Origin of the sequence: Paraburkholderia phenazinium (assembly GCF_900141745.1) — a bacterium.
Lineage (GTDB): Bacteria > Pseudomonadota > Gammaproteobacteria > Burkholderiales > Burkholderiaceae > Paraburkholderia > Paraburkholderia phenazinium_B.
On sequence record NZ_FSRM01000002.1, the window covers coordinates 2,524,273 to 2,544,117 of the forward strand.

Below are 19,845 nucleotides of genomic sequence, written 5' to 3' on the forward strand. Positions count from 1 at the left end.
ACGAGACCGAATGCAAGTGCCAAGGGCGCCGTGTTGAGTTTGACCGCCATATCAATCCTTCAGGCGGCGCGCGGCGATCGAGCGCAGCGCACGGTAGAACAGCGCGGCGATGATCAGCGCGGCGAGGACGCCGCCGAGTAGCAGCAGGAGCGGGTGCGACGACAGCGCCCAGCGCATATATTCCTGCGGCGACAGATGGCCGATGTAGTAAGCCACGCCGTTCGAGGTGATCGTGACGCTGCGGCCATGGATCACGGCCATCGCGCCCTGGATCTGCGGCAACACGTCGGCGTCGAGCAGGGCCGAGCTCAGGTCCGCATCCGACTGGCCCGCGGCGCTGACAAACGCGACGGCGCTACGGTCCTTCTGCAACGGCGATTCGAAACCGGTCAGCAGGGCCGCGCCGTTCGAGCTGACGAGCGACAGGTCCGCGCGCGCCGGCGCGCGTTCCACGCCGCGTTCGCCATGCCACCAGTCTTCCAGCTTGAAGACGATGTCGGAGAGCTCGAACGTGCGCGAGTCGCCATCGCTCGAGAACGGCATCGATTTGGCCCAGCGCTGCAATAGCGGCTGACGGTCGGGAGAGCCGAAAATCAGCAGGTCCTTGTTGGCGTTCTGATCGACCTGGTCGGCGCTCGTGACGGTCACGCCCGTAGAGGGGTAGCCGGTCGAGGCACCCATGCGGCCCATCTCGAGCAGGTACAGGCTGTAGTCGCTCGAGTCGGCATCGTTTGGCAGGACCACGGCGGTTTCGGAGAGGTCCGCCATCCGCGTGAACGGAAAGCCGCTGTTGGCGAACGCCGCCAGATCGGGCAACGCCATGTAATGCGGGAACGACGACAGGTCGATGCTCGAATTCGGATCGATCGAGCCCACCACGTTGTCGAGCAAGCGGCCGTGACATTCGCCGGTGTTCGGAATGTCGTAGTAGAAATGCAGCCGCAACTGTGCCCGCGGCGTCAGCAGCAGGGGCGGAATATAGACAGTGCGCCGCGCGTCAGCGGTCTTGTCCGGCAGGATGTTGTTGAAATAGTGGCCGAGCTCGAACACCGAGGCGGGTCGCGCCGGAATCGGCAGCGCCTGGACGAAACCGTCGTTGATGCTGATGTTCAGCGACGAGCGGTCCGGCGTCGGCCGCACGGTATAGCGGTAGCGCAAGTCGATCGGCGCGCCCTTGGTGTGCCACATGAACAGATCGGGCGGCACGCGCAGGTTGACGCGCACGGCGTCGGCATCGTAGCCGGAGACGGTCAGATCGCGGGCATCGGCCAGTTCGCCAAAACGCACCGGCCGGTTGGTGGGCAGCCAGTTCGGCGCGTCGTACGGAGCGCGTGGGGCGAGTTCGTTCAGTTGTGTGATCGTCGCGCTTTCTCCCGAGAGCACGCTCTGGCCGACACCGAGTGCTTTCGCGGCGGTTTTCAGTTCGGCTTCGTTACGCCCGAGCACCAGCAGCAGTTTGCCGCGCGCTGGAGCTTCGCGGTCCACCACCGCAATGGTCGGTCCGGAGATCGCGGGAATCGTCACGCCGGCGGGCCGTTGGTCGGCAGTGGCGAATATCACGGCATTGCCCGACAGCGGCACTTCGTCGACCTGGGCAGGGAACAGCGCGCCGCGATAGCCAGCCAGCGCACCGAACCACGACGCCACGATACCCGCCGCTTCCAGCGTTTCGTCGCCAGGCTTGGCCGGGAACACGAACGGCAGCTCGAGGCGCCGCACATCGCGGCGATCGAAGAACGGCTGCGGCAGCGCTGCGAGATCCGGTTTGCTGGTGAGCGACGCGTAGGTCAGATCGAGCGAGCTCGCATTGCTGACGGTGGCCCACAGCGACGAGTTCGCCGGGTCCTCACACCGTTCGGTGTAGTGGCCGATCAGCTGCACGTTGAGGTGGTTGAACTCGGTGATGAAGCGCGGATCGATCGACACGTCGCGCGCCACGAGCAGGCCGGCCTGCTCGTGCGGCACCGGCAGCGTTGCCGCGACTTCGCCGTTGATCAGCACCTTCAGTTGCGAGATGCTCGGCAGCAGAGCCGGCGAGTAGCTGTAGATCAGATGCAGGATCGCGCCGGTCACCACTTCGTCGTTACGCACCGAGAAGGCGATACCGTTCTGGCCTTCGGTGCCGCGCAACTGCAGCGGATCGAGCGCGCCGAAGTCGGCAAAGGTGAGCGTCTGGCGACGTCCGCCCGATACCAGCGTGCCGGGTTCCGCGGTGGTCGGCGTCTTGATGCCGAGCGCTTTCACCGAGGACGCCGCGAGCGCCGGAGTCGGCGTTGCCAGCGCGGGCTGGGTGATCGCATTCGGATCGAGCGGTACTGCGGCGCTTGGCGCGGGCACGTTCCCCACGCCAGTGGCGTCGGGCGTGCCGGGCGGCGCGGTGGCGCCATGCGGCGCACCGGCGACGAGCTCCGCAGCCGACGCCAGCGGCACCGCGAACGCGGTCTGAAAAGCCAGCCATAAGGCAAGTCCGCGAACGAGGCGGCTAGAGCGCAAGCGCAATGCCCATCCTGTCATGCCGTGCTCGCCTTGCAAGTGTTGTTGGTATGTCCGCGCAATCCCATGGCCCATAAGTCAGTCTTTTTTCGTTTCCAGCTTTTTGACATCGATAGGGCGGCTACGCATCGAGCCGCGCAGATCTTCATAGAGGTGTTCGAACAGGCCGGCGATGCCGCGTACGCCGACCAGCAGGACGTGTGAGAGTCCGCGCAACGGGGTGTCCGTTGGACGGCCTTCGGCCCAGCCCATCCAGGCATCGGCGCGGGCGAACGTCGACTTCACGAACTCGTATTCCTGCTCGCGCGACATGGCATCGAAGCGCAAGCCGACCCGGCCGGGTGCCGTGAAGCCGACCGTGGCCGGGAACGCGTATTCCTCATCGCCGCGAAATAGCGACACGGTGACGCGCTCGTGCATCGGCACCTGGATGCCGTTCGGCAGCTCGACGCCGACGCCGCCTTCGGAGTAGTCGATGGTCTGGCAAGCCAGCGTGCGGCCGGTCGAAAATTTCAGCATCACCGGCATCTTCATGGCCACGCGGTGCACGGCGCGAATCTGCCGGCGCTCGCTTGCCGCGGCCACGCTCGCGCCCAGGATCAGCATGTTATAGCCGGTCCATCCCAGATTGAGCACGGTGGTTTTGACTTCGCTGGACACGTCCCACCGCAGGTAGATATGCACGAGTCCGACGATAAAGCCGAGCAGGTTCAACAGCAGCAGGAACAGGTAGGGACGCGAGATCGCCCAGTCGAAATAGTTCTTTTCGATCTGGCCGCCCTTGGCCGTCACGTTGAATTTGCCGAGCTTCGGGTTGATCAGTGCGAGCAGCGTCGGCGCGGTGATGTACGAGGCCAGCACCGATTCATAGACTTCCGCCCAGAACGAATGGCGGAACAGACGCTGCATGCGCGAGTTGGTGATACTCGCATGCATCATGTGCGGCAGCGCGTAGATCGCGATCGTGCCGGCCGCGGCTTCGATCACGTGGGCGCCGAAGAACAGGAACGACAGCGGTGCAGTCAGGAACACGAGGCGCGGCACACCGTAGAAGAAGTGCATCATCGCGTTCAGGTAGCACAGCCGCTGGCCGATTTTCAGGCCTTTGCCGGTCAACGGATTGTCGATCCGGAAGATCTGCGTCATGCCGCGCGCCCACCGGATCCGCTGGCCGATGTGGCCCGAGAGACTTTCTGTGGCGAGCCCCGCCGCCTGGGCAATCGCCAGATACGCGGTGGTGTAGCCGAGGCGGTGCAGCTTCAACGCAGTGTGCGCATCTTCCGTAACGGTCTCGACCGCGATGCCGCCGATCTCTTCCACCATCGAGCGGCGCAGCAACGCACACGAACCGCAGAAGAAGGTGGCGTTCCAGAGGTCGTTGCCGTCCTGCACGAGGCCGTAGAACAGTTCACCTTCGTTCGGCACCTTGCGGAAGGTGCCGAGGTTGCGCTCGAACGGGTCGGCCGAGAAGAAATGGTGCGGCGTCTGCAGCATCGACAGCAGCTTGTCGCGCAGGAACCAGCCGAGGCCGATCTGCAGGAACGAGCGGGTGGGGATGTGATCGCAGTCGAAGATCGCGAGGTACTCGCCGCTGGTGATCTTCAGTGCTTCGTTGATGTTGCCGGCCTTCGCGTGGCGGTTGTGCGTGCGGATCGTCCAGTGCACGCCGACTTCCTCGCAGAACGCCTTGAACTCCGGACGGCGGCCGTCGTCGAGCACGTGGATGGACAGCTTGTCGGCCGGGTAGTCGAGTGCGAGCGCTGCGTAGATGGTCGGTTTGACGACCGAGAGCGGCTCGTTGTACGTGGGAATGAACACGTCGACGGTCGGCCATGCGTTGCGGTCGGCCGGCAAGGGCATCGGCTCGCGCTTGAGCGGCCAGGCGGTCTGGAAGTAGCCGAGCATCATCACGATGGTCGAATAGACCTCGGCCGATACCAGCAGCAGACCCCAGACGGCGTCGAGCGGATGCTCCCAGTAGGTGGTGGCCGTCAGCCGCCAGAACATATAGCGGCCTGACGCGACCACCGACAGCATGATCATGACGAGCGTCGCATAGCGTCCCTGCAGTCGGCGAAACAGCAGCGCGCAGATAAAGCAGCAGGTCGCGAAGGTCAGTTGCTCGTAGAACGCCAGCGGCACGGTGAACACGAAGTACAGGATCACCAGCGCAAACAGCGTCAGGCAGACGGAGACGACCGTGCTGCCCCACAGGCGCGCGTCGACGATGCGCTCGAGCCGCGAAGGTGGCGCGGCGGTATCGATGCCCTCTGATTGCGGTGTGCTCATGCAACACTCCTCGGCGAAACAGCGATCGCGTCGATTCGCGACATCAGCCACTGGCCGCAGGAGCGAAAATCGACGGCTGCCTGGCTGAGCGGATCGTAGTGAATCAGCGTGGTGTCGCAGGCAAGCGACTCGCTGACGCCTTCGTCCTGATGGATGACTCCAGGGAAGAGCTTGTCGCCGAGCAGATGGCGCAGCACCTTGAGGACGTCTTTGGTCAACTGGCGCGACTGGTCGACCTGATTGATCACGTAGCCGACACCGCCGAACTCCGGACGCGGCGAGGCATAGGTTTCGATCATCCGCTCCATCTGCGGAATCGCCGCGTAGGAGGCGGCGTCCGCCAGCACCACGTTCAGCGCGAAGGTCGCCGCGCACAGGGCTGTGCGCGTATACACCGACGAGCCTGGCGGTGTGTCGATGACGACGATGTCGGAGGCTTCGAGCCGTAGCGTGGCGAGCGCATGCGCGAGCCACAGCGGATCGTGATCGATGTGCGCTTCGAAGCGGCGGCGGTCGTCTTCGAGAACGGCGCCGTAGGGCAGCACCGTGACGCCATCGACGCCGTCGAACATGACGCTCTGCCACGCGTCGCCGCTAAGGGTGGCGCGCGAGAGGCCGTCGATGCTGTCGAGCGGCACACCGAAATGCAGGCGCAGCGCGTTTTGCGGGTCGAGGTCGAGCGCGATCACACGCCGGCCACTGGTGGCGAGAACGGAAGCCAGGTTGGCAGCAAGGGTGGTCTTGCCGACCCCACCCTTCGCCGATACGACCGCAATGACTTTCATGAGCGACGTGGGCCGTTGGTCAGCCACGAGTGAGGAGCAGGCGTTGCCGCGGCGGGTGCCTCGCCGCGCAAACGATCGAATACTGACGCGAGCGGTGCCGCTGTGTTTTGAGGCGCGGGTGTTGCGGTGGCTGAAGCCGGGTTGTGCGCGGCCGGCTTGAACAGCTTGCCGAGGATCGACCCAGGCTGTGCTGTGGCGACTGCCGGGGCGGGTGTGGGTGCGGGTGCCGCTACAGCTGCGCGCGGCGTCCCGGCGGTAAAGCTGGACGAGGTGGTCGGGACGCGCGAGACACCGGCCCCCGCGAACTTTGCGGAAAACAGCGGGGCGGCGGGTGGTGCGAAGGCGCGCAGAGCGGGCGCAACCGACGGTTGCGAGGGAACAGCATGCGCAGTGGCCGGAGCCACTACCGGCGGCACGTCGCCCATATGAGCGATAGAAGCAAAACCGGGAGCTGTCGATGCCACGACCGGCGGGATGGGTGGGACCGTCGGAATCGACGCAGCCGGTGCAACGGCCGCGGCCGCTGCTACCGGCGCGGCGGTCTGGCTTGCGGCGACCTGCGGATCGGCAACCTGCGGCAACGCCGAAAAGCGTTCTGCACCGCGCGGTCCGTCCGCTTTCACGACATTGGCAACCGGCGGAATGTTGCGACGATGCGGCCGCGCAAACAACGGCGCCTTGCTGCGCATCAGCGCCGGCCCGGTCAGCGGCGTGTCGGCGGAGACGGACGCCTCGGGCCTGTCGTCTGCAGCGGCCTGCGCCTGGGCGGCGTCGTCGGCCTGTTTCGAAGCGGCATCGCGCCGTTGCACGATCGCCGGAATCGACGGTTGCGTCAGATCCAGCGTGACGAGCAGCGGCCAGCGCGTGCGCGCCGTGCTGGCCTCGTTCTCGCGACCGATCTCCTGATAGTCGCCGGCATTCCCGCCGAAATGCCCGAAGAGGGTTTCGATATCGCTCGAAGGACTCATGTCGCCGCCATGTTGTTCATGTCTGTCTTGTCTTGCGTTGCCCGTTTCCGCTGGCCGTCACAGCCAGTAGAAGTCCATCCCCTGACTGGGCTCATGCCGGCTGGCGGCCAAGCCTGAATTCGATCGTTGCGTGCTCATCGAACTCGCTCGCTTGCGCGACCGACAGACCCTCTGCACCGAGTGCGCTGAGCCAGGTCTGATAGACGCCTTCGAGGAAGGCGGGCGTCCAGCTGAGCGCGGCGGAGCCGAAAGCATGCAACGGCGCGCACGAGTGAGCGATGCGCAGGTAATCCGGTTCGTCGGAAAGATCCACGTAACCCCAATCCGCTTCCTGCCAGCGTGCGTTGAATGCCTCGGCGAGATCGGCAGTCGAGCCGCAGGGCGGCAAGGGATGCGCCGCTGCAAAACGGCAACCGACGCGATACATCAACTGACGCAGTTCGCCTTGCCCGATCTGCGCTTCGAACTCTTCTGCCAATGCAGTGAGCAAGCCGCGCCATTGAGGGGAGATCTGGCGGTCGAGCAGGTAGTCGAGAATAGGGACCATGTTTTCCGAAAAGGATGACCGTCTGCTGTTTATCCGTCGTTAAAACGGGTGTCTGAATCCGGACATCTGAAAGTGATTTTTGGTAAGGCGTGCGTGGCACGTGCGACGGTTGTTTTTACCTGTGCTGCGTGCTGTATGTTGATCGGCGCCCCTTTATCGGCAGTCTACTTAAGAGATAAATATTTCGCTACCACCGTCCGGCGTGAAGTTATATGGCCTTGCGCACACTGCGCATTAACAGAAGCAAACTTTGCGCGAATTTTTTTCCGATCCGTTACGCATTAAGGCGTACAAGGCGAGGACCAAAACGCACGACCTCGAATTGAAACGGTTTGAGCCCGTTGATCGACGCATAGGACTGTTGTGCGGTTGCATCATTGACGCACCTGCCGCGCCGCGAATAAGTGCTCTGCTAGCCGACGCTTTGCTTGCGGTAAGAGTGACCTGCGCGCCGCCCAGCGGCGTGGCTCGAGCGGCGTCGCTCGCCGCGGAAATTTGTTTTTGATGAGGGCATTAATATTTGTCAGACATATGCCGTTAACCAGCGGCAGAGTGACGGAACCAGGCTGACTTCTATCAACATGCTCCCCATCCACGCGCAACACATGACCGATGCCCATTTGCGTGACCGCTTTCATCGACGTTCGCTTGACCAGCAGCGCCCGCTTTCGACGATCACGATGGCGTCTACGGTCGTGGCTGCCCTGTTGTTCGTGCTGGCACGCAGCCTCGTAGCCGGCCCCACCATTTCGATTTCTTACCGGCTCGCTTGTGTCGCGATGCTGGCGCTGCTGGTGGCGGGCGTGCGCAAGGCGCGCACCACGGGAATCTTCGGCGCGCTCGGGGTTGGGTTTACGCTGGTGCTGGTGATCCTGATCGCGCTGAACGTCAATGGCCTGAATGAGCCGTTACTGTGGGCGCTGCCGGCCTTGCTGGTGATTCCGATCTGCGCGGCGCCGCTCTGGCTCACGCCGACGCACTTCTTTGCCGGCACAGTCGTGTTCTACGCAAGCGGTTTACCGCTACTGTTCAGGCAAGGGTATACGCACGATGTGAACGTCGTCACGTTGCTATGGGTGGCGATTGGCGTGCCGACTGCGTCGGTGTTCCATTTCGGCTTCTACTGGTTCCGGCGCGATCACTTCCTGCTGGAGAACCGCCTTGCCGAGCTGGCTGCGACCGATCCGCTGACCGGCCTGCAAAACCGCCGCTCCTTCATGGAGCAGGCCGAGCGGCGCCTCTCGACGCTCGCTGAAGGCGTCAAGGTCTGCGCGATTTTTGTCGACATCGACTATTTCAAGTCGTTGAACGACCAGTTCGGCCATGCTGCCGGCGACCAGACACTTTATGAAGTCGCCCAGGTGCTGATGGATCAGACCATCGCGCAGGATAGCGTGAGCCGTATCGGCGGGGAGGAGTTCGCGATCTTGCGGCGCGAGGGGCTGGCGTCCGCGCTTGAACTGGCTGAACGTTTGCGCGGCGCGGTCTCCCGTATCGCTCGCCCGGATGGTTACGTGACTGCAAGCTTCGGCGTGGCCGAGCATCGCACGGGAGAGAGCATCATGGCCTTGCTCGACCGCGCCGACGAAGCGCTGTTGCGCGCCAAACAGTCCGGCAGAAATCGCGTCTGTGCCGAGCGTTCGAGTCCGTTCGATCCGCTGCAGCTACTGTTTGCCGGCGACCCGGCCGATCCGTCGGGAAGCGCACGGCCCAGATGGGAAGACTACTACCTGACGTCGCACTTTCAGCCGCTCTATAGCTTGTCGCATCAGAAGCAGGTCGGCTTCGAGGCGCTGCTGCGCGGCGAGCAGAGCGATGGTTCACTGGTGCCGCCCGCGGTGCTGTTTGCGCCCCGGCCGCTCAGCGACGAAGGCGAGCTCGATCGCGCCAGCCACGTGGTGCACCTTGGCAACGCGCAACGGCTGATACCCGACGAAGCGTGGATCTTTCTCAACATCCTGCCGGCCACTTTCGTCGCAGATGGGTACGCCGACCAGCTTGCGGCGATCGTGCGCTCGGCCGCACTCGAGCCAGAGAAGATCGTCCTCGAAATTCTCGAGTCGCATGGCGGCAGCGTCGACGAGATGTCGCGTGCCGCGGCGCGTTATCGTCAGCACGGCTTTCTGATTGCCGTGGACGACTTCGGCGCGGGTCAATCGAACCTGGACCGGCTGTTCCGCATCCGTCCGGACTTCGTCAAGCTGGACGGCGAGCTGATTCGCGCGACGATTCCGGACACCCAGCATTCGATCCTGCCCAAACTCGTTTCCTTGCTGCATCAGGCGGGCATGCTGGTGGTGGTCGAGGGTGTCGAGACGACCGAGGAACTGATTCTGGCCGTCGAGTCGAATGTCGATTTCGCGCAGGGTTATCTGCTGGGCCGGCCGGCTGCCAGAATCGCGCCGCCGGACGCGGTCAACCGGATGATCGACCGCTCGTTCGATGTGATTGCGCAGGGCCGCGCACATCTGCATGCGCTGTTCGAGAACAAGGTCGAGCCGTACCGGTTCGCTTTGCGCAGCGCCGCCGATGCGTTGCTGAGCGGCATCGCCATGGAGGATGCGTTTGCCGATCTGTCGCAGCAGGACCTCTGCATCAGCTGCTTCATCCTCGATGACCGGGGGCGTCAGATCGGACCCGAAGTGGCTGGCGTCGCGAGCACGAGCCTTGCCGGCACGTTGCAGCCGGTCTCCGATCCGCGCGATGCGCGCTGGGACCATCGCCCGTATTTCCGCAACGCGGTGCTGCTGCCGGGCGTGCCGGTAGCCAGTAATCCTTATCTGTCGCTCGCGAGCGGACGGCCGTGCGTCGCGGTGACGGTGGCGATCCAGTCGCCGCAAATGCGCTCGGTGGTCGGCACGGAACTCGACTGGTCCGCGCCGCATCTGCCCTGGCCGGCCAGCGAATAGTCAGGAACCCTGAGCGGTGCGAGGCGCGCGTGTCGAGCCACGCACGACGAGCTTTGGCTCCGACGTGACACACATCCGCGGCGCGTCGCCGTTAGCCCGCACGCCACGCGGCGATGCCTCGATCAGTTCACGCAGCAAGGACACCGCCAGTTCGGCCGCTTCGACAGTCGGCACGGCGACAGTGGTCAGCGCAGGCCGCGATTCCTGGGCGAGCCGGATGTCGGTGATGCCGACCACGGAGAGATCATGCGGCACCTGCAAGCCGAGATCGGCGGCCGCATGCAGGGCGCCGAGCGCGGGCAGGTCGTTGGTTGCGAGGATCGCGGTCAGGCGGGGATCCGCTTCGAGCAATTCGCGGGTCGCGCGATAGCCGCCCTGGGTCGTGTCCGGCGCGTAGCGCACGGGCGAATCCGCGACATCGAGACCGGCAGTGCGCAGCGCGTCGAGGAATCCTTCGTAACGTGCTGCATGGATGCCGGCCACCTTGCTGCCGACGATGGCGCCGATGCGCCGATGCCCCAGTTCAAGCAGATGCTGTCCGGCCAGTTGCCCGGCGAGCCTGAAATCGACCGCCACGCAGGGCAGGCCGGGCGGCTCGTTCGGACGTTCCCACATGCACAGCACGACCGGCGCGCCGCGCGCCTCGGTCTTGTGCAGATCGGCGAAGTCGAGATTCGCGTTCATGACCAACACGCCTTCGGAGAGCGTGCCGGCGATCTGTTCCAGATACGCGCGGCCTGCCAGCGGATCTTCGTTCGTATTGCAGATGATCAGAAAGTGGCCGCTGCCGCGCGCCGCACGCTCGACCGCCAGCGCAAACTCGGGATAGAACGGGTTGGCGATGCTCGAGACCATCAATGCAATGGTTGGCGCACGGCCCTCGGCAAGTGCTCGTGCCGCGAGATGCGGCTGATAGCCGAGCGCTTCGACGGCATCGAGCACCCGTTGCCGGGTCTGCGCGCCGACCCGGCCGCGATTGCGCAGCACATTCGACACCGTGGCGGGGGTGCAACCGGCGCGGCGTGCGACTTCGCTCAGTGTTGGCATGGTTGTTCAGTATGTGGGACTGTTTCTCAAAATTTGCGTCCGGCATGAAGGCACGGCACCATTAATCGCACAGACAGCAAGATTTCGGAGACGCTGCAGGCCATTGATCGCACGCGGTCAATTTTTTTCGGCCGAACAGATTAAGCGCTTAATCTCCGACTTCGAGCCGATTAAATCACGGAGACGGAGCAATGGCGAGCATTTCGTTAAGAGGCGTCCAAAAATCGTACGGTGACGGTGCACCCGTCATTCGCGATGTCGATCTCGAGATCGGCGAGAACGAGTTCTGCGTGTTTCTCGGCCCGTCCGGTTGCGGCAAGTCCACCTTGTTGCGCATGATCGCCGGTCTCGAGGACGTGAGCGATGGCGATCTCTTTATCGGCGGTCAGCTCGTCAACGCCGTGCCTTCGGCCCAGCGTGGCGTAGCGATGGTCTTCCAGAGCTACGCGCTGTTCCCGCATATGACCGTGTTCGAGAACATGGCCTTCGGCCTGAAGCTCGCCAAAACGCCCAAGGACGAAATCGACCGCAAGGTGCGGGAAGCGGCGCGCGTCCTGCAACTCGAAGCGCTGCTGGACCGGCGTCCCAAGGCTTTGTCGGGTGGACAGCGGCAGCGCGTGGCGATCGGCCGCGCCATCGTGCGCCAACCCGGCGTGTTTCTGTTCGACGAACCGCTCTCCAATCTCGATGCCACCTTGCGCGGTCAGACCCGCGTCGAAATCGCCCGGCTGCACAAGCAGTTTGCCAAGGCGAGCGTCGTCTACGTGACGCACGACCAGATCGAAGCCATGACGCTCGCCGACAAGATCGTGCTGCTGCACGCCGGCAAGGACACCGAGCGCTACGGCAGCATTGCCCAGATCGGCGCGCCGCTCGAGCTGTATCACCGTCCGAAGAGCCGCTTTGTGGCCGGTTTTATCGGCTCGCCCCGGATGAATTTTCTGCCAGGGAAGGTTGCCTCGATCGACGCCCGCGGCGTGAGCGCGAAGCTCGATGGCAGCGGCGAGACCGTGCGTGTGAGCGTCGACGGGGCAGCGCTTGGGGTCGGGCAGCCTGTGACGTTCGGCGTGCGGCCTGAGCATCTGGAAATGGTCGAAGGGGTTCAGGAAGCCCCTGCCGACACCGCTCATGAATCTTCGTTGCTGACCCGCGCGGTCTCGCTCGTCGAGCAGCTCGGTGAGCACAGCTATGTCCACCTTGAAGAAGGCGAGGGCGTCGTATTGATCGCCAAGGCGCCTGGAGACACGCGCCTGAAGCAGGGCGATCAGGCTACCTTTCGGGCGCCTGCACCGGTCTGTCATTTGTTCACCGAAGACGGCTTCGCCGTTGCTTCGCTCGAATCCGTCGAACACTACGCGTAAAGGAAGGGCACTCGGATGCGCCTTGGAGTCTGTTACTACCCGGAACACTGGCCGGAGTCGATGTGGGAAGACGACGCCCGCCGCATGAAAGCGCTCGGCATCGAACAGGTTCGGATTGCTGAATTTGCCTGGAGCCGGATGGAGCCAACGCCTGGCGAATACGACTGGGCCTGGCTTGATCGCGCCGTCGACGTGCTCGGTGCGGCTGGCCTGCAAGTGGTGATGTGCACGCCGACCGCGACGCCGCCGAAATGGCTGATCGACCGTCATCCAGACATCCTGCCGGTTGGCGTCGACGGCCGTCCGCGGGCCTTCGGTTCGCGTCGTCACTACGATTTCTCGTCGCCTTCGTATTTTGCTGCTTCAGAACGTATCTGCACCGCAGTGGCCGAACGTTACGGCAAGCATCCGGCCGTTGCGTACTGGCAGACCGATAACGAGTTCGGTTGCCATCAGACGGTGGTCAGCTATTCGCGGGCGGCGGTGCTGCGGTTTCGCGAGTGGCTGAAGGCGCGCTATCAGACGATCGATGCGCTGAACTGCGCGTGGGGCACGGTGTTCTGGAGCATGGAGTACCGCAGCTTCGACGAGATCGACGCGCCGGTGGCGACCGTCACCGAGGCGCATCCGTCGCACCGGCTCGACTACCGGCGCTTCGCATCGGATGAAGTCGCGCGCTACAACCGCATGCAGGTCGAGATCATCCGTGCGCACTCGCCAGGCCGGCCGGTTGCGCACAACTTCATGCAGTTGTTCACCGAATTCGATCACTACAAGGTCGCTGCCGATCTGGATGTCGCCACATGGGATAGCTATCCGCTCGGCGCACTCGAAGAGCAGTGGTTTGCGCCCGAACTCAAGGCGAAATGGCTGCGCACCGGTCATCCGGATTTCGCATCGTTCAATCACGATGTCTATCGTGGCATGTCGAAGCTGCCGTTCTGGGTGATGGAGCAGCAGCCGGGGCCGGTCAACTGGGCGCACTGGAATCCGGCGCCGCTGCCTGGCATGGTGCGTCTGTGGAGCTGGGAGGCGTTTGCGCACGGGGCGGGCTGCGTGTCGTATTTCCGCTGGCGTCAGGCGCCGTTTGCCCAGGAGCAGATGCACGCGGGTTTGAATACGCCCGATAACCTGCTGGATCTTGGCGGCAGTGAGGCAGCCCAGGTGGCCAAGGAGATTCACAAGGTGCTGGCCGCGGACGCCGACGCGAATGCGAACGTGCGCTCGAAGGTCGCGCTCGTCTACGACTACGAGGCGAAGTGGTTGTTCGAAATTCATCCGCAGGGTGCGGACTTCCACTATCCGCGCTTTGCTTTCGAGTATTACTCGACACTGCGTGGATTGGGTCTCGATGTCGACGTGGTGCCGGTCGATGCGCCGCTCGATGGCTACAGGATGATTGTCGTGCCGCCGTTGCCGGTGGTGCCCGCGGACTTCGCGCAGCGTCTGGCCCGTTCGGGCGCACAAGTCGTGCTCGGGCCGCGCACCGGCTCGAAGACAGACGATCTGCAGATTCCCGCGGGGTTGCCGCCGGGGTCGCTGGCCTCGGTATTGCCGATGCGCGTGTGGCGCGTCGAGTCGCTGCGGCCCAATGTGACTGAACCGGTCAGGCTCGCGGGTAGCCCAAGCCTCGAGGACGGGGTAGGGCGGCATTGGCGCGATCTGATCGAAACGTCGGAGTCGGCCAGCGCGGCAGCGCTCGAGATTCGCGGCCGTTTCGCCGACGGTCATCCCGCGTATGTTCGGAGCGGTTCGATTCACTACCTGGCGAGCATCTTCGACGACGTCCTGACGACGCGACTGTTTGCAGGCGTCGCGCGGGAAGCAGGACTTGATGTGACGGCGCTCGGCGACGGTTTGCGTATCAGCCGGCGCGGTGGGTTGGCGTACGTGTTGAATTACGGCGAGCAGTCTCATACGCTCGCGGATGTCGCGGACGATGCATTTGTAATCGGCTCGCGTGAAATCGGGCCGCAGGGCGTGGCAGTTTATCGGACCAGTTAGAGCTTAAAACGACGTAAAAACCAAGGAGACAGGCATGCAATTCAAACTTCGGAAGGTTCTGGTTGCCGTCGCGCTGACGGCGGCCACCGCAGCGGCATTGATGGCCGGCAGCGCGCAGGCAGGCACACTCGCGATCAACATCGCGTTCAAGGGCGCCAGTCAACGGGCGGTCTGGCAGCAGGTGATCGACGAGTTCAAGAAGGCCCATCCGGGCACGGACGTCAACGTGTCGTTTATCGATGAGGAAGCCTACAAGGTGCAATTGCCTGGCTGGCTGTCGACGGTCTCACCCGACATCGTGAACTGGCACGACGGTGAACGGATGGCGTATTACGCACAGCGCGGCCTGTTCGAGGACCTGAGCGGAGACTGGAGCAAGAACGGCTGGAACAATACCTACGCCTCGACGAAGGAAGCCTCGTCGTATAAGGGCAAGCAGTACGCGGCACCGACCGTCTACTACTCGTGGGGCATGTTCTATCGCAAGGACCTGTTCCAGAAGGTGGGGATCGCGAGCGAGCCGAAAACGTGGGACGAATTTCTCGACGCCTGCAAGAAGTTGAAAGCGGCCGGGATTACGCCGATCGCCGTGGGTGGCCGCGATGCCTGGACGCTTGCCGGCTGGTTCGACTATCTGGATCTGCGCCTGAACGGCAACGCATTCCATCAGAAACTGATGGCCGGTGAAGTGCCGTACACCGATCCGCGCGTGAAGAAGGTGTACACGACGTGGAAGCAACTGATCGACGACGGCTACTTTATCGACAATTCGCTCTCCTACGATCTGGACGCGGCGCAGCCGTTCCTGTTCCAGGGCAAGGCCGCGATGATGCTGATGGGGACGTTCATCACCGGCGGTTTTCCGGCAAACGTGAAGCCGGAAATGGGCTACTTCCAGTTCCCGATCATCGATTCGAAGGTGCCGACCGCCGAGGATGGCCCGGTCGAGTCGCTGCATATTCCGTCGAAAGCGAAGAACAAGGCGGATGCGCATGCGTTCCTGGCCTTCGTCGAAACGCCGGAGATCGGCGCACAGCTTGCGACGGGGCTCGGGTCGTTGTCCGCGAACAGCAAGTCGCCGGAACCGGAAGATCCGATTTCGAAAATCGGCTTCCAGATTCTCGCCAACACGAAGGGCGGCATTGCGCAGTTCTACGATCGTGACATGACCAAGGAGATGGCCGACGAGGGCATGAAGGGGATGCAGCAGTTTATCTCCGATCCTTCGAAGCTCGACGACGTGCTGGCGCAGCTTGAGCAGACGCGGCAGCGTATCTACAAGAAGTAAGAGAAGTACGAGAAGTGAGCGTGGGCGGCTTCGCGCTGCCTGCGCTTGATCGAGATCGAGCAGGAGACTCGCCGTGGTTCACTCCGTCAGCCGTCAATCCATTACCGGCAATGCCGGGCCGGGAGCTTCGGGCTCCTCCGGCAGCGCCTTGCCGCGTGCGGCGAAGCAGCAGCGCGGTCCATCGCCTACGGCGCGCCGGCAACAGCGTGCGGCGTTTGTTTTCCTCGCGCCCGCTTGCGTGATGGTGGCGATCTACGTCATCTGGCCGATTCTCTCGACGATCCGCATCAGCTTTTTCAACTGGGATGGGATGACCGATCCCAGTTTCGTCGGTATAGCGAACTATCTGGAGCTGTTCCACACGCGCGCTTTCTACACCGCGCTAAAAAACAATCTGATCTGGTTATTGCTGTTTCTGCTGGCGCCGCCCATGGGGCTTGCTGTCGCGCTGTATCTGAACCAGGCTGTGGCCGGCATTCGCGTCGTCAAGTCACTGTTCTTTGCGCCGTTTGTGCTTTCAGGCGTGGTGGTCGGGCTGATTTTCTCGTGGTTCTACGATCCCACCTTCGGCCTGCTCGCGCTGATACTCGGGCACGGCGTACCGGTGCTCGGCGATGCGCGTTATGCGACGCCGGGCATCATCTTCGCGGCGCTGTGGCCGCAAACCGCCTACTGCATGATTCTGTATCTGACGGGACTGACCTCGCTGAACAGCGAGCAGGTGGAGGCGGCTCGCATGGAAGGCGCTCAGGGCTGGTCGATGCTGTGGCATGTGATCCTGCCACAACTGCGGCCTACCACCTTCATGGCGATTGTGGTCACGGTGATCGGCGCGTTGCGCAGCTTCGACCTGATCTCGGTGATGACGGGCGGTGGGCCGTTCGAGAGTTCCACCGTGCTGGCGTATTACATGTACGACCAGGCGATCAAGTATTACCGGGTGGGGTATTCCGCGGCGGTCGCCGTGGTGTTGTTCGCGATCATGCTGGTCTACATCGTTTATCACCTGCGGCGGATGCTGCGCGCCGAGCAATAAGGAGCCCGATATGTATCCGATGCCGATCGACAAATGGCGGCCGACTTCACGGCGGTTATACAAACTCTCGCTGCCGGTGGCGCTGCTGATCTGGCTGCTGCCGATGATCGCTGTACTGGTCACCTCGGTGCGCTCATCCGATGAGCTAAGCGAAGGCAACTATTGGGGCTGGCCGAAGCACTTTGCGATGTGGGACAACTATCGCGACGCGCTGACCACCTCGCCGATGCTGCATTACTTCTGGAACAGCGTGCTGATTACGGTGCCCGCGGTGGCCGGGTCTATCACGCTGGCGGCGATGGCGGGTTTTGCACTGGCTATCTACCGTTTTCGGGGCAACAGCACATTGTTCGCCACTTTCGTGGCGGGCAATTTCGTGCCGGTGCAGGTGTTGATGATTCCGGTGCGGGATCTGTCCTTGAAGCTTGGGCTGTTCAATACAGTCGGCGCGTTGATCCTGTTTCATGTGTCGTTCCAGACGGGCTTTTGTGCGCTGTTCCTGCGCAACTTCATCAAGCAGTTGCCGTTCGAGCTGGTTGAGGCGGCGCGGATTGAAGGCGCCAACGAATGGACCGTGTTCTTCAGGATTGTCCTGCCGCTGATCCGCCCAGCGCTCGCGGCGCTCGCCATTCTCGTGTTCACGTTCGTGTGGAACGACTACTTCTGGGCGCTGTGTCTGACGCAGGGCGATGAGGCGGCGCCGATCACCGTCGGAGTGGCCGCGCTGAAGGGGCAGTGGACGACGGCGTGGAACCTGGTGTCGGCGGGGTCGATTCTGGCGGCGCTGCCGTCCGTGGCGATGTTCTTTGCGATGCAAAAACATTTCGTCGCGGGGTTGACGTTTGGCGCGACGAAAGGGTGATGGCCGAGGTAATGTGATGCGCTGAGTTCGAAGCGATGTTCCGTGTTCTCCTCCGAGAGGGTTGCCCGCTGATGCGGGCTTTTTTTGCGGTTGTCGCCTTTCACGTATCCTCGGACGAGAAACTCAGTGGTTCCTACGCCGAGACGCTCCCGAAAATGCTAAAAATCTTGCTTGACAGTATTTGACATGTCAGATAATCTGCATTGCAACGATCACGGAGTCAGCGATGGATCACTACACGAAAGAACGGTTTCAGTCGGAGGAAAGCATCGGCTTTTTCATCAACAAGGCCCGCAACCTCCTGATCGCGGAGTTGGACAACGCGCTGAAGGACCTGGAGATCACCAGCCAGCAAATGGGCATTCTGCTGTCCATGCAGCGCGGCGTGGCGACCACGCCGTTTGAGTTGTCGAAGTTCCTCGGTATCGACACCGGCCTGATGACCCGAATGCTCGACAAACTGGAGTCCAAAGGCCTGCTGGAGCGCTCGCGTAGCCTCGAAGACCGGAGGGTGGTCAACCTGACACTCACGAAGAAGGGCCGAGAAGTCGCGAGTCAGATTCCCGACATCGCACCAATGGTACTGAACCGGCGCCTCAAGAGCTTTAGCAAAGAAGAGTACAAAGAGTTCGGCCGCTTGCTCAAGAAATTCCTTGAGAGCTGAGAGGCATTTTTTTTACCCATATATCTGACAGGTCAGAGAATGAAGTCACAGTTAAATGGAAAGATCGCGGGTTTGCGGCTCGCGAAGGCCAGCGTAACCGTGATCTGCGCGGCGGTGCTGTCGGCGTGCGCCAACTATGCGGGCATCTCCAGCGACAGGCAGATGGCGCAGCCGCAGAGCTTCGCGACCCAGCAGAGCATCCCGTCGGATCAGGGCCGCTGGCCGGCAACGGATTGGGCCAACCAGTTCGGCGACGCGCAACTCAAGGCACTGCTGGCCGAAGCACTGCAGGGTAGTCCGACACTCGCGCAGGCTCGCGCCCGTATTGCCGCTGCCGCGGCATATACCGAAACGGCGAAGTCGAGCACGCTGCCCAAGGTAGGCGCGAGCTACTCGTTCACTCGCGAGCAGTACTCGGGTACCGCGTTGATCCCGCCACCTTATGCCGGCAGCTGGCAATCGGAAAACGAGGGCTTGCTGACAGCTTCGTACGACCTCGATCTGTGGGGCAAGAATCGCGAGGCGCTCAAGGCTTCGATGTCCCAACTCCAGGCAAGCGAAGCGGATGCGGAGGTCGTCAAGCTGACCTTGACCTCGGCGATCGCGCGCAACTACAACCAGCTGGCCCGGCTGTACGCATTGCACGACATCGCGCAACAGGAGGTCGAGCAGCGCGAGCAGATCGACCGCATCACGGCGGGTCGCATTGCCAACGGACTGGATACCGAAGTCGAGCGCAAAACGGCGCAGGCCAATCTCGCCACCAGTCGCGCCACGCTGGCCTCGTTCGACGGCAGCATCGTCACCACACGCTATCAACTGGCTGCTTTACTCGGCGCAGGTCCCGATCGCGGCCTGTCGATTGCGAGGCCCACGCTCGGCATTGGCGATGAGGTGCGTGTGCCCGATAACCTCCCGGCCGATCTCGTCAGCCGTCGCCCGGATCTGGTGGCGGCCCGCTGGCGCGTCGATGCGCTGACGCACGACGTCAAGGAAGCCAAGGCTGAGTTTTACCCCGACATCAACCTGAGCGCGGCTATCGGTCTGGATGCGTTCGGCTTCGGCCGTTTCCTGACCGCAGCAAGCCGCACCGCCAACGCGGGGCCGGCGGTCCATCTGCCGATTTTCGACGGCGGCGAACTGCGCGCGCAACTGAAAGGGCGCTACGCCGATTTTGACGATGCCGTCGCGGGCTACAACCAGACGCTCGTTACGGCGCTCTCGGAAGTCGCCACGCAGCTCGCGCAGATCCGTTCCACCGACACCCAGCTCGGCGACGCCGAGGCTGCCCAGGACGCCGCGCGCAGCGCTTACCAGTTGGCGCTAACCCAATACAAGGCGGGGCTGACGAATCAGCTCACGGTGCTGAATGCCGACACCAATGCACTCGCTGCCGACGAGTCGGTCGCCAATCTGAAGATGAATCGCCGCGATCAGCAGATTGCGCTCGCGCAAGCGCTCGGCGGCGGTTACACGGAGGACACCGGTGCCAGTGCAGAGGCCAAGGCAGGCACTGGCGAACGGTCCAACACAAGCAGCCAGCCGGATGCATCCGCGGCTCGACCCAACCCTGTCGTCGCCGCACGCTAAGG

At 63.1% G+C, this 19,845-nt stretch carries 14 protein-coding genes; 8 read left to right on the forward strand and 6 right to left on the reverse strand.

Features of this window, described 5'->3' with window-relative positions; translation table 11 throughout:
- Positions 1-51: 51 nt before the first annotated feature.
- The 5 genes from bcsB to bcsD all read right to left on the reverse strand — a co-directional run bounded on the left by bcsB (position 52) and on the right by bcsD (position 7,082).
- Positions 52-2,514 carry a cellulose biosynthesis cyclic di-GMP-binding regulatory protein BcsB gene (bcsB, locus tag BUS06_RS31165; protein WP_254369013.1) on the reverse strand — a complete coding sequence of 821 codons (2,463 nt, stop codon included), beginning with the start codon at positions 2,512-2,514 and terminating at the stop codon, positions 52-54.
- 57 nt (positions 2,515-2,571) lie between these two features.
- Positions 2,572-4,782 carry a UDP-forming cellulose synthase catalytic subunit gene (gene bcsA, locus BUS06_RS31170; protein ID WP_074268170.1) on the reverse strand — a complete coding sequence of 737 codons (2,211 nt, stop codon included), beginning with the start codon at positions 4,780-4,782 and terminating at the stop codon, positions 2,572-2,574.
- Complete coding sequence (gene bcsQ / locus BUS06_RS31175; protein ID WP_074268171.1) at positions 4,779-5,567, reverse strand: cellulose biosynthesis protein BcsQ; 789 nt, start codon at positions 5,565-5,567, stop codon at positions 4,779-4,781. The genes bcsA and bcsQ overlap by 4 nt, the downstream gene beginning before the upstream one ends.
- Positions 5,564-6,535: a cellulose biosynthesis protein BcsP gene (gene bcsP, locus BUS06_RS31180; protein WP_074268172.1), complete on the reverse strand. Its 972-nt coding sequence runs from the start codon at positions 6,533-6,535 to the stop codon at positions 5,564-5,566. The genes bcsQ and bcsP overlap by 4 nt, the downstream gene beginning before the upstream one ends.
- A 91-nt stretch (positions 6,536-6,626) precedes the next feature.
- Positions 6,627-7,082 carry a cellulose biosynthesis protein BcsD gene (gene bcsD, locus BUS06_RS31185; RefSeq protein ID WP_074268173.1) on the reverse strand — a complete coding sequence of 152 codons (456 nt, stop codon included), beginning with the start codon at positions 7,080-7,082 and terminating at the stop codon, positions 6,627-6,629.
- A gap of 581 nt (positions 7,083-7,663) precedes the next feature.
- Between bcsD and BUS06_RS31190 the strand changes: the two genes are divergently transcribed.
- Positions 7,664-9,991 carry a bifunctional diguanylate cyclase/phosphodiesterase gene (locus tag BUS06_RS31190; RefSeq protein ID WP_074268174.1) on the forward strand — a complete coding sequence of 776 codons (2,328 nt, stop codon included), beginning with the start codon at positions 7,664-7,666 and terminating at the stop codon, positions 9,989-9,991.
- On the opposite strand, the gene BUS06_RS31195 is transcribed toward BUS06_RS31190, so the two are convergent.
- The gene (locus tag BUS06_RS31195; protein WP_074268175.1) at positions 9,992-11,038 is read right to left on the reverse strand and encodes a LacI family DNA-binding transcriptional regulator; all 1,047 of its coding nucleotides are present in this window, start codon (positions 11,036-11,038) and stop codon (positions 9,992-9,994) included.
- 191 nt (positions 11,039-11,229) lie between these two features.
- Here BUS06_RS31195 and BUS06_RS31200 point away from each other — a divergent pair, with 191 nt between their 5' ends.
- From BUS06_RS31200 to BUS06_RS31230, 7 genes are all read left to right on the forward strand, one after another.
- A complete protein-coding gene (locus BUS06_RS31200) occupies positions 11,230-12,399 on the forward strand; it encodes an ABC transporter ATP-binding protein (RefSeq protein ID WP_074268176.1) in 1,170 nt (389 codons plus the stop codon).
- A 15-nt stretch (positions 12,400-12,414) separates the two neighbouring features.
- Entirely contained in the window at positions 12,415-14,403 is a 1,989-nt protein-coding gene (locus tag BUS06_RS31205; protein WP_074268177.1) for a beta-galactosidase, read from the forward strand.
- 34 nt (positions 14,404-14,437) lie between these two features.
- A complete protein-coding gene (locus tag BUS06_RS31210) occupies positions 14,438-15,691 on the forward strand; it encodes an ABC transporter substrate-binding protein (RefSeq protein WP_074268178.1) in 1,254 nt (417 codons plus the stop codon).
- Positions 15,692-15,764: 73 nt separating this feature from the next.
- The gene (locus BUS06_RS31215) at positions 15,765-16,727 is read left to right on the forward strand and encodes a carbohydrate ABC transporter permease (RefSeq protein ID WP_074268179.1); all 963 of its coding nucleotides are present in this window, start codon (positions 15,765-15,767) and stop codon (positions 16,725-16,727) included.
- A gap of 10 nt (positions 16,728-16,737) precedes the next feature.
- Positions 16,738-17,589 (forward strand): carbohydrate ABC transporter permease, encoded by an 852-nt coding sequence (locus tag BUS06_RS31220; RefSeq protein ID WP_074268180.1) that lies wholly within the window; start codon positions 16,738-16,740, stop codon positions 17,587-17,589.
- Positions 17,590-17,815: 226 nt separating this feature from the next.
- Complete coding sequence (locus BUS06_RS31225) at positions 17,816-18,253, forward strand: MarR family winged helix-turn-helix transcriptional regulator (RefSeq protein ID WP_074268181.1); 438 nt, start codon at positions 17,816-17,818, stop codon at positions 18,251-18,253.
- Between the two features lie 39 nt (positions 18,254-18,292).
- Entirely contained in the window at positions 18,293-19,843 is a 1,551-nt protein-coding gene (locus tag BUS06_RS31230; RefSeq protein WP_074268182.1) for an efflux transporter outer membrane subunit, read from the forward strand.
- The last annotated feature ends 2 nt before the right edge of the window (positions 19,844-19,845 follow it).

What these genes read in the sequence shown, in the direction of transcription:
- BUS06_RS31225 (WP_074268181.1), top strand. Translation starts at nt 17,816, where the DNA reads ATGGATCACTACACGAAAGAACGGTTTCAGTCGGAGGAAAGCATCGGC.
- bcsQ (WP_074268171.1), bottom strand. Translation starts at nt 5,567, where the DNA reads ATGAAAGTCATTGCGGTCGTATCGGCGAAGGGTGGGGTCGGCAAGACC.
- bcsP (WP_074268172.1), bottom strand. Translation starts at nt 6,535, where the DNA reads ATGAGTCCTTCGAGCGATATCGAAACCCTCTTCGGGCATTTCGGCGGG.
- BUS06_RS31230 (WP_074268182.1), top strand. Translation starts at nt 18,293, where the DNA reads ATGAAGTCACAGTTAAATGGAAAGATCGCGGGTTTGCGGCTCGCGAAG.
- BUS06_RS31190 (WP_074268174.1), top strand. Translation starts at nt 7,664, where the DNA reads ATGCTCCCCATCCACGCGCAACACATGACCGATGCCCATTTGCGTGAC.
- bcsD (WP_074268173.1), bottom strand. Translation starts at nt 7,082, where the DNA reads ATGGTCCCTATTCTCGACTACCTGCTCGACCGCCAGATCTCCCCTCAA.
- BUS06_RS31220 (WP_074268180.1), top strand. Translation starts at nt 16,738, where the DNA reads ATGTATCCGATGCCGATCGACAAATGGCGGCCGACTTCACGGCGGTTA.
- bcsB (WP_254369013.1), bottom strand. Translation starts at nt 2,514, where the DNA reads ATGACAGGATGGGCATTGCGCTTGCGCTCTAGCCGCCTCGTTCGCGGA.
- BUS06_RS31205 (WP_074268177.1), top strand. Translation starts at nt 12,415, where the DNA reads ATGCGCCTTGGAGTCTGTTACTACCCGGAACACTGGCCGGAGTCGATG.
- BUS06_RS31200 (WP_074268176.1), top strand. Translation starts at nt 11,230, where the DNA reads ATGGCGAGCATTTCGTTAAGAGGCGTCCAAAAATCGTACGGTGACGGT.
- BUS06_RS31210 (WP_074268178.1), top strand. Translation starts at nt 14,438, where the DNA reads ATGCAATTCAAACTTCGGAAGGTTCTGGTTGCCGTCGCGCTGACGGCG.
- BUS06_RS31195 (WP_074268175.1), bottom strand. Translation starts at nt 11,038, where the DNA reads ATGCCAACACTGAGCGAAGTCGCACGCCGCGCCGGTTGCACCCCCGCC.
- bcsA (WP_074268170.1), bottom strand. Translation starts at nt 4,782, where the DNA reads ATGAGCACACCGCAATCAGAGGGCATCGATACCGCCGCGCCACCTTCG.